At 70.3% G+C, this 16960-nt stretch carries 14 protein-coding genes; 2 read left to right on the plus strand and 12 right to left on the minus strand.

The genetic code is table 11. The features are described 5' to 3' along the window. Positions 1-78: 78 nt before the first annotated feature. The 8 genes from trmD to ffh all read right to left on the minus strand — a co-directional run bounded on the left by trmD (position 79) and on the right by ffh (position 6896). Positions 79-870, minus strand: coding sequence for a tRNA (guanosine(37)-N1)-methyltransferase TrmD (trmD, locus tag ACX80H_RS02710; RefSeq protein ID WP_459310864.1), 792 nt, complete (start codon positions 868-870; stop codon positions 79-81). Next, a complete protein-coding gene (gene rimM / locus ACX80H_RS02715; RefSeq protein ID WP_459310865.1) occupies positions 870-1442 on the minus strand; it encodes a ribosome maturation factor RimM in 573 nt (190 codons plus the stop codon). Before rimM ends, trmD begins: the two co-directional genes overlap by 1 nt. A 130-nt stretch (positions 1443-1572) precedes the next feature. After that, positions 1573-1818 carry an RNA-binding protein gene (locus ACX80H_RS02720; protein WP_104118497.1) on the minus strand — a complete coding sequence of 82 codons (246 nt, stop codon included), beginning with the start codon at positions 1816-1818 and terminating at the stop codon, positions 1573-1575. Position 1819: 1 nt separating this feature from the next. Continuing rightward, positions 1820-2224: a 30S ribosomal protein S16 gene (gene rpsP / locus ACX80H_RS02725; RefSeq protein WP_459310866.1), complete on the minus strand. Its 405-nt coding sequence runs from the start codon at positions 2222-2224 to the stop codon at positions 1820-1822. Positions 2225-2377: 153 nt separating this feature from the next. Further along, complete coding sequence (locus ACX80H_RS02730; protein ID WP_459310867.1) at positions 2378-3274, minus strand: VOC family protein; 897 nt, start codon at positions 3272-3274, stop codon at positions 2378-2380. 76 nt (positions 3275-3350) lie between these two features. Next, positions 3351-4460, minus strand: a complete 1110-nt coding sequence (locus tag ACX80H_RS02735) for an amidohydrolase family protein (protein WP_459313350.1) — start codon at positions 4458-4460, stop codon at positions 3351-3353. A 98-nt stretch (positions 4461-4558) separates the two neighbouring features. Next, entirely contained in the window at positions 4559-5266 is a 708-nt protein-coding gene (locus ACX80H_RS02740; RefSeq protein ID WP_459313351.1) for an alpha/beta fold hydrolase, read from the minus strand. A 46-nt stretch (positions 5267-5312) separates the two neighbouring features. Continuing rightward, complete coding sequence (gene ffh / locus ACX80H_RS02745; protein WP_459310868.1) at positions 5313-6896, minus strand: signal recognition particle protein; 1584 nt, start codon at positions 6894-6896, stop codon at positions 5313-5315. Between the two features lie 177 nt (positions 6897-7073). Here ffh and ACX80H_RS02750 point away from each other — a divergent pair, with 177 nt between their 5' ends. Continuing rightward, on the plus strand, positions 7074-8513 hold the full coding sequence (locus tag ACX80H_RS02750; RefSeq protein ID WP_459310869.1) for a glucose-6-phosphate dehydrogenase: 1440 nt from the start codon (positions 7074-7076) through the stop codon (positions 8511-8513). 121 nt (positions 8514-8634) lie between these two features. Here ACX80H_RS02750 and ACX80H_RS02755 read toward each other — a convergent pair whose 3' ends face one another. The 3 genes from ACX80H_RS02755 to ftsY all read right to left on the minus strand — a co-directional run bounded on the left by ACX80H_RS02755 (position 8635) and on the right by ftsY (position 11720). Beyond that, positions 8635-8973 carry a P-II family nitrogen regulator gene (locus tag ACX80H_RS02755; protein WP_055773303.1) on the minus strand — a complete coding sequence of 113 codons (339 nt, stop codon included), beginning with the start codon at positions 8971-8973 and terminating at the stop codon, positions 8635-8637. Beyond that, positions 8970-10298, minus strand: a complete 1329-nt coding sequence (locus tag ACX80H_RS02760; protein ID WP_459310870.1) for an ammonium transporter — start codon at positions 10296-10298, stop codon at positions 8970-8972. The genes ACX80H_RS02755 and ACX80H_RS02760 overlap by 4 nt, the downstream gene beginning before the upstream one ends. Positions 10299-10526: 228 nt before the next feature. Then, positions 10527-11720, minus strand: a complete 1194-nt coding sequence (ftsY, locus tag ACX80H_RS02765; protein WP_459310871.1) for a signal recognition particle-docking protein FtsY — start codon at positions 11718-11720, stop codon at positions 10527-10529. A 64-nt stretch (positions 11721-11784) separates the two neighbouring features. Here ftsY and ACX80H_RS02770 point away from each other — a divergent pair, with 64 nt between their 5' ends. Then, positions 11785-13077, plus strand: coding sequence for an MFS transporter (locus tag ACX80H_RS02770; RefSeq protein ID WP_459310872.1), 1293 nt, complete (start codon positions 11785-11787; stop codon positions 13075-13077). Positions 13078-13088: 11 nt separating this feature from the next. On the opposite strand, the gene smc is transcribed toward ACX80H_RS02770, so the two are convergent. Continuing rightward, positions 13089-16709 carry a chromosome segregation protein SMC gene (gene smc / locus ACX80H_RS02775; protein WP_459310873.1) on the minus strand — a complete coding sequence of 1207 codons (3621 nt, stop codon included), beginning with the start codon at positions 16707-16709 and terminating at the stop codon, positions 13089-13091. Positions 16710-16960: the final 251 nt, after the last annotated feature.

Raw genomic sequence — 16960 nt, forward strand, 5'->3', positions numbered from 1 at the left:
TTGGCTGGACGCCCCCTGTGGCAGGGTCCGGCCCAGTGGACACAATCTACGATTATTCCACAGGAGCGGGACCAACTGCTAATGCGACGGGCGGGTCAGCCTGCCGCCGACGACGTCGAACCCGGCCTCTCGCAGCGCCTTGAGGTCCGCCTTCGTCAGCAACGCGGCGTCGACACCCGCCAGCAGGTCGGGGCGCCGCTCCGCCGTCCGCTGGAACTGCTCGAGCCGCCGCCACTGCGCGATCCTCGCGTGGTTGCCGCTCAGCAGGACGTCGGGGATCTCCCGGCCGCGCCAGGACGACGGTTTGGTGTAAACCGGGTACTCCAGCAGGCCGTCCGAGTGGGACTCCTCCACGAGCGATTCCGGGTTGCCGACCACGCCGGGGATCAGCCGGGCGACGGCCTCGACCATCGCGAGGACAGCCACCTCCCCGCCGTTGAGCACGTAGTCGCCGAGGGAGACGGGGCGGACATCGAACTCCCCGCGCGCCCAGTCGATCGCCCGCTCGTCGATCCCCTCGTACCGTCCGCAGGCGAAGACGAGGTGGTCGAGCTCCGCGAACTCGTGCGCCATCGCCTGGTTGAACACGGCTCCGGCCGGTGAGGGGACGATCAGGGTGGGCCGGTTCCCGTCCGCAGGCGATTCGGCGAGGACCGCTTCGAGCGCCAGGGCCCACGGCTCGGCCTTCATGACCATGCCGGCTCCGCCGCCGTACGGGGTGTCGTCGACGGTCCGGTGCCGGTCCGTCGTGAAGGAGCGGAGGTCATGGACCCGTACGTCGAGGACGCCGTCCTGCCGGGCCTTGCCGATCAGCGACAGGTCGAGGGCGGCAAGGTACTCCGGGAAGATGGAGACGACGTCGAGGCGCACTAGTCGCGCGCCTCCGCCGGAGCCCCGTCGTCGTCGCCGTCGTCGGGTGCCTGGTTCGAGCCGGGGGTGTTGAGGTCGAAGAGCCCGGCCGGCGGCACGATCGTCACGAAGCCACCCTCGGGATCCACTTCGGGGACGATCTCGCCGACGAACGGGACGAGGGCCTCGTGGCCGTCGGCGAGTTCGACGACGAGCAGGTCCTGGACGGCCATCGTCCGCAGGCCGGTGACCTTGCCCACGGGCTCACCGTCGACGCGGGCGTCGAGGCCGACGAGCTCGTGCTCGTACCAGGAGTCATCGTCACCGTCGTCCGTCCCGTCGGAGTCGATGAAGAGCCGGGCGCCGCGCAGCGTCTCGGCCTGGTTCCGATCGGCGACCTGCTCGAAGCCCACGATCAGGATGTCCTTGTTCCACCGGGCCTTGGCGACGGTCAGCTCGGCTACGGCGGCGTCCTCGACCCGGAACGTCTCGCCGGGCTCGAATCGGTCCTCGGGGGCGTCGGTGAAGAGCTGGACGGTCACCTCGCCGCGAATGCCGTGGGGCTTGCCGATCCTGGCTACGAGTACTTCCATCGTGCTGCTCCTGCTGGTTGTGCCACGGGTGATCCGGGGTGGCGGGGGTGATGCGGGACTGCGGGGAAACTGATCGGCCCCGCCACCAGGTGCTGGTGGCGGGGCCGGTTCGTGCCGTGCTCTGGAGGGGTCAGCCCCGGCGGCGGTCCGTGTCGACGACGTCGACGCGTACCGGCTCGCCGTCCGCGAGGGCGGCGACCACGGTGCGCAGCGCCCGGGCGGTGCGCCCCTGGCGGCCGATCACGCGGCCGAGGTCCTCCTGGTGGACGCGGACCTCGAGCGTCTCACCGCGGCGGTTGTTCTTCGCGGAGACCCGGACGTCATCCGGGTTGTCGACGATGCCGCGGACGAGGTGCTCCAGAGCTTCGGCCAGCAACTTACTCTGCCTCGGTCGCTTCCGCGGCGGCGTCGTCGTTCTTCTTCGCCTTCGGCGTGATGGCCTCGGGGACGATCACGGAGCCCTTCTCGGGGGCGACGAACGCTTCCTTGGCTGCCTTGGTCCGCAGGGTGCCTTCCTGGCCCTTGAGTCCCTTGAACTTCTGCCAGTCACCGGTGATCTTCAGCAGGACGGAGACCTGCTCGGTCGGCTGCGCGCCGACGCCGAGCCAGTACTGCGCACGATCGGAGTCGATCTCGATGAACGAGGGCTCCTCGGTGGGGTTGTACTTGCCGATTTCTTCGAGGGCACGGCCATCACGCTTGGAGCGTGCATCCATGACGACGACACGGTAGAAAGGTGCGCGGATCTTGCCCATGCGCTTGAGGCGAATCTTTACGGCCACTTGTGTGGTCACTCCTTGTAAATGAAAAGGGGCGAACCCGTCGTCCTGCTCCCGTGGGGCGGGCCATTTCGAGGGTTCAAAGGACACAATTCACGCACAGAGAGAGGGGCTGCACGGATCGAGTACGAATCCATTGTGCCAGACGGGCGTAGTTTAGGCGATTCCGTCCGGCGAGCCCGCGACGGCGACCCTCAGGCGGTTGCGCCAGGGGTCCTCGAACCGCAGTTCCGCTCCGGTGGAGTGGCTTGCGATGCCGGCGGAGGCGAGCCGGTCGGCGAGCGCTCCCACCTCGTCGGCGGCGGACACCTGGATGAGCACCTCACCGAGACCGAGCGTGTCCTTGCGCGGCCCGGCGCCCCTGCTGTTCCAGACGTTCATGGCCATGTGGTGGTGATAGCCGCCGGCCGACACGAAGAGGGCCTGGTCGTGCCAGCCCGCTGTCCGCTCGAACCCCAGCACGCCGACATAGAACCGCTGCGCCGTGTCCACGTCGCCCACCTGCAGGTGAACGTGCCCGACCTCCGCGCTCTTCGACACGGCGTGCGACACGGCGTCCTCCGTCAGGTGTTCCTCCAGGTAGGCCCGCGGTGACAGCGGGAGGCTGTCCATCACGACGGAGCGGTTCCCGCGCTCGTCCCGGGACCAGTCCCAGGTTTCCCTCGGGCGGTCGAAGTACAGTTCGATGCCGTTGCCCTCGGGATCGCTGAAGTAGAAGGCCTCGCTCACGAGGTGGTCGGCGCTGCCCACGAAGGAACTGAGCGGATGGCGCGCCGCGGATGCCACGGCTGCTGCCAGGTCGGCGCGGTCCGCGAACAGGAGGGCCGTGTGGAACAGGCCGGCCTCGCCGCGCGGCGGCAGGTGCAGGTGGCCGGCGGCTTCCAGACGGATGACGGCCTTCCCCCGGCGTCCGAGCACGACGGCGTCCGCGCGGTCCTCGAGCACCTCCAGACCGAGCGCGGTGGAGTAGTAGGTGGTCATGGCCGCGAGGTCTCCGACCCGAAGGGTCAGCGTGCCCATGGCGGTGGTGGTGGGTAGCAGCTCCTTGCGCATAACGGCTCCTCGGGCGGTGATCATGCTGTCCCCCGTGTAACTACTTGAAGGTTCAAGTTATTCCGGGGGCGACACATCAGTGCGGGGCACGGGGAGCCACGACCGATCCGCGTAGCACGATCGCCCGGAGGTCGGTCAGGGTGCCGACGTCCCGGCGTGGATCGGAGGAGCAGACGACGGCGTCGGCACCGGCCCCCTCCTCGATGCCGGGGAAGCCCAGCCAGCGGCGGGCGGACCAGCAGGCGGCGTCGAGGGCCGCGGTCGCGCCCAGGCCGGCGGCTGCGAGCGCGGCCACCTCGTCCGGGAGGCGGCCGTGCGCGATCACGCTCCCGGCGTCCGTTCCCGCGTAGACGGCGATCCCGGCGTCGTGGGCCCTGCGCACCATGTCCTGCCGTCCGCCCCACAGGCGCCGCATGTGAGCCGCATAGTCCGGGTACTTCTCCGCGGCACCGTCGGCGATGGCGGGGAAGGTGTCGATGTTGATCAGCGTCGGGACGATGGCCACGCCCTGCTCGACGAACCGCGGGATGTGCCGGGGAAGCATCCCCGTGGCGTGCTCGATGCAGTCGATGCTGGCGTCGAGCATCCCGTCGAGCGTCTCGGCCGCGAAGCAGTGGGCGGTGACGCGGGCGCCCTCGGCGTGGGCGGCGTCGACCGCGTCCCTGAGGGCCGCGGCCGGGAAGGCGGGAGCGAGGTCGCCGAGCGAGCGGTCGATCCAGTCCCCCACGATCTTCACCCAGCCGTCGCCGCGCCGTGCCTGCTCCGCCACGGCGCCGGCGAGCTGCGAGGGTTCCACCTCCACGGCGTAGTCGCGGAAGTAGCGACGGGTGCGGGCGACGTGGCGCCCTGCGCGCACCAGCCGCGGAAGGTCCGGCCGCTGCTGCATCCACCGCGTGTCGTTGACGACGCCCGCATCCCGGATGAGCAGCGTTCCCGCGTCCCTGTCGGCCAGGGCCTGCTGTTCCGCCAGGGCGTCCGGTACACGGCCCCTCCGGTCGAGGCCGACATGGCAGTGCGCGTCGACGAGGCCGGGCAGGACCCACCCCTCCAGCGTGCGCGACGGCGCCCCGGGCGGGCGCGTGAAGGTGAACCGGCCGTCCTGCACATAGACGTCGGCGACGGAGCGCGACGGCGACAGCAGCACCGTGCCCGTGAGGTGCAGGTACCCGCCGGTCGGCGGGGTCATGTCGGCGGGGTCATGTCGGCGGGGCCATGTCAGCAGGGCCATCTCGGCAGCGTCATGCGGCAGGGAGCGTGGCGCGGCCTGATGGAATGCCGGCTTCCTCACGCTGCGACCTGCTCGCCTGCGGAGCGCAGGAAGGCACGGATGAGGGCGGCACCCTCGGGGGTGTCGTGGGGACGGTGCCCGCCGGGAACCACGTGGTGGATGGCGCCGGTTCCGGCCAGGTACTGGGCCACCTCCTCGTAGAGCGGCTCCCAGCCACCCGTGAGGACGAGGGTCGGCACACCGGGGACGATCGACAGCGGAGCCTCCCAGGGCGGGCTCTGGAGCCGCAGTCGGGCCGCATTCCGCCCGACGCCGTCCACAGGTTCCTCCGCTTCCTCCGCGATGGATCCGCGCCGCAGGAACTCCCGGAGGAAATCCCCGTCCGACATCGTGTGGCGCTCGGCGACCAGGGGCGCCATCAGGTTGATGTGCGCCTTCGTGGCGGAAAGGCCGGCAGTCAGCGAGAGGCATGCAGGCTCGATGAGCGTCAGGGAGCCCACGAGGCCCGGCCGCTCGACGGCGAGCAGCATGGCCGGAACGGCACCCTCCGCGTGCGCGACGACGTGCCCGCCGGCGCCCAGGGCCTCGGCGAGGATCTCCTGGTCGCGATCGTGGTCCGTCGCCAGGGGCTCCGCCTCCGCGTCGAAGCCGTGGCGCCGGAGGTACAGGCAGTCGAAGTCGAGCGAGAGTCCGTGCTGCTTCGGCCAGGCCGCGGCTCCGAAACGGCCACTGCCGTGGACGAAGACGACACGCTCGAGGCTCAGCACGGGCGGGAACCTGCCGGGCCCGGTGCGGGATGCACTGGGATCGCTACTTCCCGAGGAACTTCTCGAAGCCCTTCGGGAGGTTCATGGCCGACGGGTCGAAGTCCTGCTGGCCGCCGAACGCCGCGCCCGTGGGCGCCGCAGTGCGGGCCGCGGTGCGCCGCGCCTCCGCTTCCTGCAGTTCCTGGGCCGCCTTCGCGGGGTTGCCCGAACGCGGCTTCTTCTTGCCCTTGGCCGCGACCGCCTTCGCCTTACGCGGACCGCCGAAGCCGCCGGGACCGGCCATCCCGGGCATGCCCGGGATTCCTCCGCCGGATGCCATCTTCTTCATCATCTTCTGCGCCTGGGTGAAGCGCTCGAGCAGTCCGTTCACCTCGGAGACGTGCACGCCCGAACCGCGGGCGATCCTCGCGCGACGCGATCCGTTGATGATCTTGGGCGCGAGGCGCTCGTGCGGGGTCATGGAACGGACGATGGCCTCGACACGGTCGATCTCGCGCTCGTCGAAGTTCTCGAGCTGCTCCCGCATGTTCGCGGCACCGGGCATCATCATGAGCATCTTCTTCATGGAGCCCATGTTGCGGATCTGCTGCATCTGGGCGAGGAAGTCCTCGAGGGTGAACTCCTCCTGGTCGGCGAACTTCTTCGCCATCCGGGCCGCTTCATCCTTGTCCCAGGACTGCTCCGCCTGCTCGATGAGCGTCAGGATGTCGCCCATGTCCAGGATGCGCGAGGCCATGCGGTCGGGGTGGAACAGCTCGAAGTCGTTCAGTCCCTCACCCGTGGACGCGAACATGACGGGCTTGCCGGTGACCGAGGCGACGGAGAGGGCGGCGCCACCGCGGGCGTCGCCGTCGAGCTTGGTCAGGACCACACCGGTGAAGTCGACGCCCTCGTTGAAGGCGAGCGCGGTGTTGACGGCGTCCTGGCCGATCATCGCGTCGATGACGAACAGCACCTCGTCGGGGCTGATGGCGGCACGGATGTCCGCAGCCTGCTGCATCAGTTCGGCGTCCACGCCGAGACGGCCCGCGGTGTCGACGATGACGACGTCGTGCAGGCGGGCGCGGGCCTCGGCGACACCCTGGCGGGCCACGGCGACGGGATCGCCCGTCGCTGCCTCGAATTCGGAGCTGACGCCCGGGTGCGGGGCGTAGACGGGAACACCGGCGCGCTCACCATTGACCTGGAGCTGCCGGACGGCGTTGGGGCGCTGGAGGTCGCAGGCGACGAGCAGCGGGCTGTGGCCCTGGCCCTTGAGCCACTTGGACAGCTTTCCGGCGAGCGTGGTCTTTCCGGCACCCTGGAGGCCGGCCAGCATGATGACGGTCGGCGGGTTCTTCGCCAGGCGGATCCGGCGGGTCTCGCCGCCCAGGATCCCGACGAGTTCCTCGTTGACGATCTTGACGACCTGCTGGCCCGGGTTCAGGGCCTGGGACACCTCGAGGCCGAGTGCGCGTTCCTTGACGGCTGCCGTGAAGGCGCGCACCACGGGCACGGCGACGTCGGCGTCGAGCAGGGCGCGCCGGATCTCGCGGACGGTGGCGTCGATGTCCGCCTCGGTGAGGCGGCCCTTGCCACGGAGGTTCTTGAAGGTCGCAGTCAGCCGGTCGGAGAGTGAATTGAACACGTGCCGTGAACTTCTTTCATCGGGAAGTAGAGAGACTCAACTCCCTAGGGTACCAACTGGGGGTGCCGGAGGGATGCCTGACCCGGGTGGACCCGGCCCACCGGACACTCCCGGCGCAACCGGCGACGCATTGCCCCAGTGCGGGACAGGCACAGGGATAAGTGGCAAGGTGAAGAGGTGGACACTCACTCTCTCGCAGAACACGACACCATTCCCGCCGAGGCAGACACCCGGGTCAAGACACTCCTCATCCTGGGGGCTTCCGGGGACCTCACGGGGCGCCTGCTGCTTCCCGGACTGGCGCGGCTCATCCGGCTCGGGCGCGCGGACGGGCTGAAGCTCGTGGGCGCGGGATCCGACGACTGGACGGACGAACAGTGGCGCGAACGCGTGGACGGGGCGTTCGCCGCGGCTCTGGAGAAGGCCGACGACGCCGGCAGGGCGTCCCTCCAGCAGGTGCGGGACAACAGCTCGTACCACCTGATCGACGTCACCCAGGACGGCCTGGCCGACCTGGTGCAGACGCTGGAGGGTCCGGTGGCGCTGTACTTCGCGCTGCCCCCGGCCATCAGTCAGAAGGCCTGCAGCGCCCTCGGGCCGGACTCCCTGCCGAAGAGCACCCGCCTCGTCATGGAGAAACCCTTCGGGACGGACCAGGCGTCGGCGCACAGCCTCAACGACAAGCTGGCCGGACTCGTCCCGGAGCAGAACATCCACCGCGTGGACCACTTCCTCGGCAAGGCGACGGTCTTCAACATCCTGGGCCTCCGCTTCGCCAACCGGATCCTCGAGCCGGTCTGGAACAACCTCCACATCGAGAAGGTCGAGGTGATCTTCGACGAGGATCTCGCGCTCGAGAACCGTGCGCGCTACTACGACGGCGCGGGCGCCCTGCGCGACATGATCCAGAGCCACCTGCTGCACGTAATGGCCCTTCTGGCGCTCAACGCGCCGTCCACCCTGCACGAGCGCGACCTGCGGGACCACATCGGCTCGATCCTCCGGGCGAGCTCGGTGGACCTCGACAGTCCGGGCAGCAGCCGCCGCGCCCGGTACACCGCCGGCACCATCGGCGACCGGCAGATCCCCGACTACGCCGCGGAGCCCGGCGTCGACCCCTCGAAGGGCACCGAGACCCTCGCCGAGGTCACCGTGTCGATCAACAACGAGCGCTGGTCCGGCGTCCCGTTCGTCCTCCGCTCCGGCAAGGCCCTCGGCGTCAAGCGCAAGGAGGCGGTCATCACCTTCCGGCCCGTCAGCCACCTGCCCGTGGGCTTCACGGGACAGGACGCGCCCACGAAGCTGCGCATCGGGTTCGGACCGGACACCCTCCAGCTCGAACTCGACGTCAACGGACCGGGCGACATCTTCTCGCTGGACCGCGCGACCCTCAGTGCGGACCTCAACGAGACGGACCTGCTCCCCTACGGTGAAGTACTCGACGGGGTCCTCGCCGGGGATCCGACGCTGTCCGTCCGCGGTGACACCGCCGAGGACTGCTGGCGCATCGTGGAGCCGGTCCTTCAGGCCTGGTCGGAGAACCGGGTACCCCTCGAGGAGTACCCCGCGGGATCGAACGGTCCGGAGTCCTGGCCGTCGTCCCACGGTCGGCCCTGACGACCGCTCCCGCACTTTCCCCGCGCTTTCCCCGCGCTTTTCCGACGATGACGGAAGGGCCGCCACGATGTGGCGGCCCTTCCGTCCTGCTTCTGCTGTGTCTTCTGCAGCGCTGCGTCTCCTACAGTGCTGCGTCCCCGCGCTCACCGGTGCGGACCCTGACGGCTTCCTCAACGGGGATCACCCAGACCTTGCCGTCACCTGCGCGCCCCGTGTTGGCCGTCGAGACCAGGACGTCGACGATGTCGGTGACCCAGGCATCCGCGACGAGGACCTCGACGCGCGCCTTCTGGAGGAGGTCCACGGTGTACTCTGCGCCGCGGTAGACCTCGGTGTGGCCGCGCTGGCGGCCGTAGCCGCTCGCCTGGCTGACCGTGAGGCCCTGGACCCCGTAGTTCTCGAGGGCTCCCCGGACGCCGTCGAGCTTGTCGGGACGAACGATTGCTGTCACCAGTTTCATGAATGTACGCCCTCCGTGACGTTCTGCTGGGTGGTCTTCTGCGTGGTCTTGTGCTGCCCGAACGTCTGCTCGGCGAAGGGGTGGAAGGATCCGCCCACTCCCAGTCCGCCGAATTCGTAGGCGGTCTCGGCGTGCTCCGAGAGGTCGACGCCGCCGATCTCGTTGTCGGAGCTGACCCGGAACCCGATGGTCTTGTGGATCGCCAGGCCGATGATGGCGGTCATGACGGCGGAGAGTGCGATCGCGATGGCGGCCGCGACGACCTGGGCCACGAGCTGCCCGGGGCCACCTCCGTAGAAGAGTCCGCCACCGGCGCCCTCGACCGGCAGTGCGATGAAACCGAGGGACAGCGTGCCCACGATGCCCGCGACCAGGTGGACGGCGACGACGTCGAGCGAGTCGTCGAAACCGAGGCGGTACTTGATGCCGACGGCCAGGGCGCAGACCGCGCCCGAGACGAGGCCCAGGCCTACGGCGCCGACGGGGCTGACGTTGGCGCAGGCGGGGGTGATGGCGACGAGGCCGGCGACGATGCCCGAGGCGGCGCCGAGGGACGTCGGGCGTCCGTCGCGGATCCGCTCGGTCATGAGCCAGCCGACCATGGCGGCGGCGGGGGCGGCCATGGTGTTGATCCAGATCAGGCCGGCCTCCTCGGCGCTTCCTGCCGCGCCCCCGTTGAAGCCGAACCAGCCGAACCACAGGAGTGCGGCACCGAGCATCACGAACGGGATGTTGTGGGGGCGCTGGGCAGGGTCCTGGCCGAAGCCCTGTCGCTTGCCGAGGATCAGGGCGAGGACCAGGGCGGCCACGCCTGCGCTGATGTGCACGACCGTGCCTCCGGCGAAGTCGATGGCTTCGCCGACAGCGCCGCCGACAGCACCGTCAGCGCTGAGGAGTCCGCCGCCCCACACCATGAACGCGAGCGGGCAGTACACCGCGGTGACCCAAATGGGCACGAAGACGGTCCACGCACCGAACTTGGCGCGGTCGGCGATGGCACCGCTGATGAGCGCCACGGTGATGATGGCGAACGTGGCGCCGTAGCCCGCGCCAATGAGGTCCTCCGTGCCGATCAGGCTCGCGAGCCCGAAGGAGGTGAACGGGTTGCCGAAGAGCTGGGCGATGCCGTCCCCGCCGGTCATCGAGTAGCCCCACAGGACCCAGACGACCCCCACGAGTCCGACGGCGATGAAGCTCATCATCATCATGTTCAGTGCGGCCTTGGCACGGGTCATCCCGCCGTAGAAGAAGGCGAGGCCCGGGGTCATGAGGAGTACGAGGGCAGCTGAGATCATCACCCAGACGTGGCCTGCTGTGAGGTCCATCAAACACGATCCTTCCGAAGGGGCGGGGACTTCCCGCACCTCCAGAATGCGATGGGCGTGTTTCCGTCCCTGGGGCGGAACATTGCGCGCAGGTTACATCAGTCTCACCGACGTAAAAGGCGCATGACGCAGATGTTTCCGTCAGGTTTCCGGGGGCCGGATCCCTTGCCGGATCACTGGATGGACCCTCGGTGGCGGCCCGACGGACCGCGCGTCCCGGCAGTACAGCTAGCTCAGGAGCGCGTCGACGAAGCCCTCGGCGTCGAAGGCCGCGAGGTCGTCAGCGCCCTCGCCGAGGCCGATCAGCTTCACGGGCACGCCGAGGCTGCGCTGGATCGCCACCACGATGCCGCCCTTCGCGGTCCCGTCCAGTTTGGTGAGCACGATCCCGCTGATGTTCACGACCTCGGCGAAGACGCGCGCCTGGTTGAGTCCGTTCTGCCCGGTGGTCGCATCCAGCACCAGGAGGACCTCGTCGACCGTGCCCTGCTTCTCGACGACGCGCTTGACCTTGCCGAGCTCGTCCATCAGGCCGACCTTGTTCTGCAGGCGCCCGGCGGTGTCGATCAGGACCACGTCGACTTCCTGCTCGATGCCCGCCTTAACGGCCTCGAAGGCCACGGACGCCGGATCGGCGCCGTCGACGTCGGACTTCACCGTGGGCACGCCGACGCGCGCCCCCCACGTCGCCAGCTGCTCCGCGGCGGCTGCGCGGAAGGTGTCCGCCGCTCCCAGGAGTACGTCCTTGTCGTCGGCGACCAGCGCGCGCGCGAGCTTGCCGACGGTGGTGGTCTTGCCCACCCCGTTCACGCCGACCACCATCACGATCGCAGGCCGGTCCGCGTGCCGCTGCGTGGCGAGTGAGCGGTCCATCGAGGGATCGACCAGCTTGACCAGTTCCTCACGGAGCATGTCCTTGACCTCGGCGGGGTTGCGGCTGCCGGCCACCTTCACGCGCTCGCGCAGCGCGTCGACCAGTTCCATGGTGGGCTCGGTGCCGAGGTCCGCCATCAGGAGGGTCTCCTCCACCTCGTCCCAGACGTCCTCGTCGATCCTGTCGCGCGACAGGAGGGTGAGCAGCCCCTTGCCGAGCGCGTTGTTCGAGCGGACGAGGCGTGCCCGCAGCCGGGCGAGGCGGCCCTGCATGGGTTCGACGGTGTCGAAGCGCGGGGCGGGGGGCGCCTCGTCGAGGGTGCTGAGGTCGTCGGGGACCAGGACATCCGTCGTGGTCCCACCCGGGCTGTCGAGGACATCGGTGGAGGTGGCACCGTGGGCGGCGACGCCGGCCTGGTCGTCGGGATCCCTCGGCGAGGAATAGAGCCCGGGAGGTGTGCGCCTGCCCCGGACGAGGAGGGCCGCGAGCGACCCGATCACGGCGATCGCGAGGATGACGAAGATGACAGGCAGAAGGATGTCGTTCACTGATCCACCTTCTCACACGGGCCGATTGAGCATCCGACGGATGCGGTGACAGAATGCGAGGACCATGGCCGGTTCCCCTCACGCTCGCAAGCAGTCCCTCCTTCGGATCCTTCCGCGGAGGACGCGGGGAGAGGGCGACGCTGCCGCGCCGGAGCGCCCCTCCATCCCGCGCGAGATCCGGGTCCTCATCGCGGCTGCGTTCGTGATCGCCATCGGCTTCGGGCTCGTGGCCCCGATCCTGCCGCAGTTCGCGCAGAGTTTCGATGTCGGAGTGACGGCGGCGTCCGTGATCGTCAGCGCCTTCGCCTTCACGAGGCTCCTGTTCGCACCGGCGGGCGGGTGGCTCGTGGAGAAGCTCGGCGAGCGTCCGGTCTACATCATCGGGCTGCTCATCGTCGCCCTGTCCACCGCCGCGTGTGCCTTCGCCGCGGACTACTGGCAGCTGCTGGTCTTCCGCGGCCTGGGCGGCATCGGGTCGACCCTGTTCACCGTCTCGGCCATGGGACTGATCGTCCGGCTCGCACCGCCGTCCATCCGTGGCCGGGTCTCCGGTGCCTACGCCACGGCATTCCTGCTCGGCAGTATCGGAGGGCCCCTCATCGGAGGCCTGCTCGCCGGCCTCGGGCTCCGCGTGCCGTTCCTCGCCTATGCGGTCGCGCTGCTCGTCGCATCCGCCGTCGTGTTCTTCCAGCTCCGGGACACCTCCCTCGCCGACCGGCAGGCGGCACGCCACCAGGCGCCGCTGTCGGTCCGGGAGGCCGTCCGAGACTCCGCCTACCGTGCGTCGCTCCTGTCGGGCTTCGCCAACGGGTGGTCCTCGTTCGGCATCCGGATGGCCCTGGTCCCGCTCTTCGCGACCGCCGTGCTCGACGCCGGGCCGCAGGTCGCAGGCCTCTCGCTCGCCTTCTTCGCGGGCGGGACCGCACTCTCGCTGACGGTGTCCGGACGCCTCGCCGACACGGCCGGCAGGAAGCCGCTGGTGATCACCGGGCTCCTCGTCAACGGCGCCGCCATGGCCGCGCTCGGCTTCTCGGGCAGCGTCGCCGTCTTCCTGGCGATCTGCGTGGTCGGGGGGATCGGGACGGGCCTGCTGAATCCGGCACAGCAGGCGGCCGTCGCGGACATCATCGGCACCGGACGCAGTGGCGGCAAGGTCCTGGCGACGTTCCAGATGAGCGCGGACCTCGGTGCCATCGTCGGCCCGATCGTCGCCGGCCTCATCATCGACCGGCTGGTCATGGGCTCCTACGCCCTGGCCTTCGTCGCCACCGGCGTTCTGGCCGTGGTCGCCGCCCTCACCTGGCTCGCGTCCCGCGAAACCCTCCCCCGGCAGTCCCGGGACCAGCTCTCCGGCTGACGGTCGCCCCGCTAGCCGGGGAGCTGCTCCTCGGCGTCCAGGCGCTGGCTGATGACGGTGGACACCCCATCACCGCGCATCGTGACGCCGTAGAGCGCGTCGGCCACCTCCATCGTCCGCTTCTGGTGCGTGATGATGATGAGCTGGCTCGACTCGCGGAGCTCCCGGAAGATCCTGATGAGCCGGCCCAGGTTCGTGTCGTCGAGCGCGGCCTCGACCTCGTCCATGACGTAGAAGGGCGATGGCCGTGCCTTGAAGATGGCGACGAGGAGCGCCACGGCGGTCAGCGAGCGTTCCCCGCCCGAGAGCAGGGACAGCCGCTTGATCTTCTTGCCGGCGGGCCGGGCCTCCACCTCGATTCCCGTGGCGAGCATGTCGGAGGGATCGGTGAGCACGAGCCTGCCCTCACCGCCGGGGAACAGCGTGGCGAACACGCGTTCGAACTGCTCGGCCGTGTCCCGGTAGGCGGCCGTGAAGACCCGCTCGACGCGCTCGTCGACCTCCCGGATGATGTCGAGGAGGTCCTTCCGGGTGGCCTTGAGGTCCGCCAGCTGCGTGCTGAGGAACTGGTGCCGCTCCTCGAGCGCCGCGAATTCCTCCAGGGCGAGGGGATTGACCTTGCCGAGCGCCGCGAGATCCCGCTCCGCGCGCTTCAGCCTCTTCTCCTGCTGCTCCCGCATGAAAGGAATTCCCTGCGGTACCGGGATGCCGTCGTCGTCGACCGGCGCCCGCAGGGCCGCCCACTTGTCCTCCGGGGAGTCCGCGGAGTCCTGGGGCACGGGCAGGTGCGGGCCGAACTCGTCCACGAGGTGGTCGGGCGTCAGTCCGAGCTCCTCGATGGACCGGTTCTCCAGGGCCTCGATCCGAAGCCTCTGCTGGGTGCGGGCGAGCTCGTCTCGGTGCACGGTGTCCGTCAGGCGTGCGAGCTCGGCGCCGAGTTCCGCGTTGGCCTTCCGGACCGTCTGCAGCTCCGTGTCCTGCTGTTCGCGCAGCCGCTCGGCGGCATCGCGCTGCTCGGCCGCGACCGCGACGGACTCCGCGGCCCGCCGCTCGGCAGAACGGGCTGCACGGGCGACCGCCGCAGCCTTGACGGCCTGTGCCTGCCGGATTCGTGCCTTCTCCGCCGCCTGTTCACGCGCCCGGCGCTCCGACTGGGCCGCTCGCTCGAGCGACGCCGCCCTGTTCCCGAGCGCCGACAGCTGCTCCTCGCCGCTGCGCAGGGCCAGCCGTGCCTCGAGCTCGGCCTGCCGCGCGTCTGCGGCGGCGCGCTGGAGGGTGGTGCGCTGCTCGGTGGACGGCTCGGCCTCGACGGGCTGCTCCTGCAGGTCCTTCAACCGCTGCGCCGCCTCGGAGAGCCGGGTCTCCTCCTGTGCGAGGTTCGTCTCCGCGGTCCGCATCAGTGCGGCCAGCCGTTCTGCCTCGCCGGATGCCGAGCGCAGGCTCGCGTTGAGGTGTCCGAGCTTCTCGGCGACGGCGGCCATGCGTGCGTCGGATTCATGCAGGCGCTCGAGCGCCGCGTCCACGCGCTGCTGCGCGGACTGCTGCCGGGTCCTCGCTCCCGACAGGCGGAACCGCAGGCGCTCGGTCGAGGCGACGGCGGAGGCCAGCCGCTCCTCCGTCTCCTCGGCAGCCGCGCGGAGCTCGAGGTAGCCTGCCGCGCCGGGGGTGCCGCCGCGGGCGGCATGGCGGGAGAGGACGTCGCCGTCGCGCGTCACGGCGAGCGGCGCCGCACCGTCCTCGATCACGCTGCGGGCGTGGTCCAGGTCCCGGACGACGACGGCGCCGCGCAGCAGGTCCTCGAGGGCGGGCCGGAGCGCGGGGGGCACCTCCACGACGGAGAGCACGGGAACGACGGCACTCGGATCCGCGGGGCCGGTCCCGCGCGGAGACGCCTTCGCCGGACGCCCGCCCGATCCTGCCCCGGGGGCGACGACGAGGGACACCTGTCCGGCGTCGTCGTGCTTCAGGAGCTCCAGTGCCGCGACGGCCGCGGCGACGCTCTCCACGGTGACCGCGTCGGCGGAGCCCGCGAGCGCCGCGGCGACCGCCTTCTCGAAGCCCCCTGCGACCGTGAGGAGCTGGGGCAGCGGCAGCGCCACGCCGTCGAGCCCGGCGGCGAGGAGGGCGCCGGAGCCGTCGCGCTGCTGCAGCCCCTCGCGCTGTGCCTCGAGGCGGGCGGCGAGGGCGCTCCGTTCCCGCTCGGCGGCGCGCTCCTCCCCGGCGAGCGCCTGCAGTTCGTCCGTGATGGTCCCGAGGAGAGCCGAGGCCTCCTCGTAGTCGGCGTCGAGGCCCTCCTCGCCCTGCTCGTGACCGGCTACCTGGCCCTCGAGCGCGGTGAAGTCCCGCTCGGCGGCACCGCGTCGTTCCTCGGCCGCGGCGATGGACGCCCGGAGGCGTCCGAGTTCCGCGACGGCCGACTCGACGCGGGAGCGGGCCGCTCCCACGGTGCCCGCCAGCCGGGCCTCGCCCTCGCGTCTGTCGGCGGCTGCGCGCAGCAGGCGCGCGAGCCTCGCGTCCTCGGCGGCCGACGCGTCCTCGGCCGCGCGACGCGCGGACAGCGTTGCCTCGAGTGCGCGTCCGAGCGAGGCCACCTCCTCCTGCAGCGCCGAGACCTCGGTCCGCACACGCGCCGCCTGCCGGTCGAGGTGGTCGGGATCACGCCCGGAGTCCGGTTCGGGGCCGCCCTGCCCCAGCAGGTGCCCGCGATCCTCGGCGCGCGCTGCGAGGGCCGCGAGTTTCTCGCGGGCACTCGACAGCGCGTACCAGGTCTCGCGTGCCCGGTTGAGGGCCGGGACGGCCCCCGCGGCGGCCTGCTCGAGATCGGCCTGGCGTTCCTGGCCGGCTCCGAGTGCCTGCTCGACCTCCTCCCGGCGGGCCTGGAGCGCTGCCTCGGCAGCGACGTCCCGCTCGAACCCGGAGCGCAGCGTGACCAGGTCGTCCGCGAGCAGGCGGGACCGCGCGTCCCGCACGGCGAACTGCACCTGCTGGGCACGGCGTGCGACCTCGGCCTGCTTCCCGAGCGGCGTCAGCTGACGCCGGAGTTCGGTGGTGAGGTCGGACAGGCGCGCGAGGTTCGCCTGCATGGCGTCGAGCTTCCGCACCGTCTTCTCGCGCCGGCGGCGGTGCTTCAGGATCCCGGCGGCTTCCTCGATGAAGCCGCGCCGCTCCTCCGGTGTGGCATGAAGCACCTTGTCGAGCTGTCCCTGCCCGACGATGACGTGCATCTCGCGTCCGAGCCCGGAATCGGAGAGGAGCTCCTGGATGTCGAGGAGTCTGCAGTTCTTGCCGTTGATCGCGTACTCCGAGCCGCCTGCACGGAAGAGCGTGCGCGAGATCGTGACCTCGGTGTACTCGATGGGCAGGGCACCATCGCTGTTGTCGATGGTGAGGGATACCTGCGCCCGCCCCAGCGGTGCCCGTCCGGACGTCCCGGCGAAGATGACGTCCTCCATCTTGCCGCCGCGCAGCGTCTTGGCACCCTGCTCCCCCATGACCCAGGCGAGTGCGTCGACGACATTGGACTTGCCGGAACCGTTGGGGCCGACGACGGCGGTCACGCCGGGTTCGAAGTCGAAGGTCGTCGCCGACGCGAAAGACTTGAACCCCCGCATGGTTAGACTCTTCAGATGCACAGTGTCAGGATCTCCAGGGGGAATGGGACCTCACCAATCTACTGGAACGCTCCGACTGTACTGAGTACGGGGCGGCATCGGGCGGGCAAGGCCGTGACCTCCGCGAATCGGGAGTGACCGGCCGGGGCATTAAGAAGTAGGCTTACAAAAGTTTCAGCAGTATCCGTTTCAGCAGTATCCAGAGGCGTCCAGGCCGATCCATCCGTGGGTCCTCTACGGCCACCTACCGGCGCTGACCAGTTGACGAGGCA

The sequence above is a fragment of the Arthrobacter pasteuri genome, from assembly GCF_054510955.1.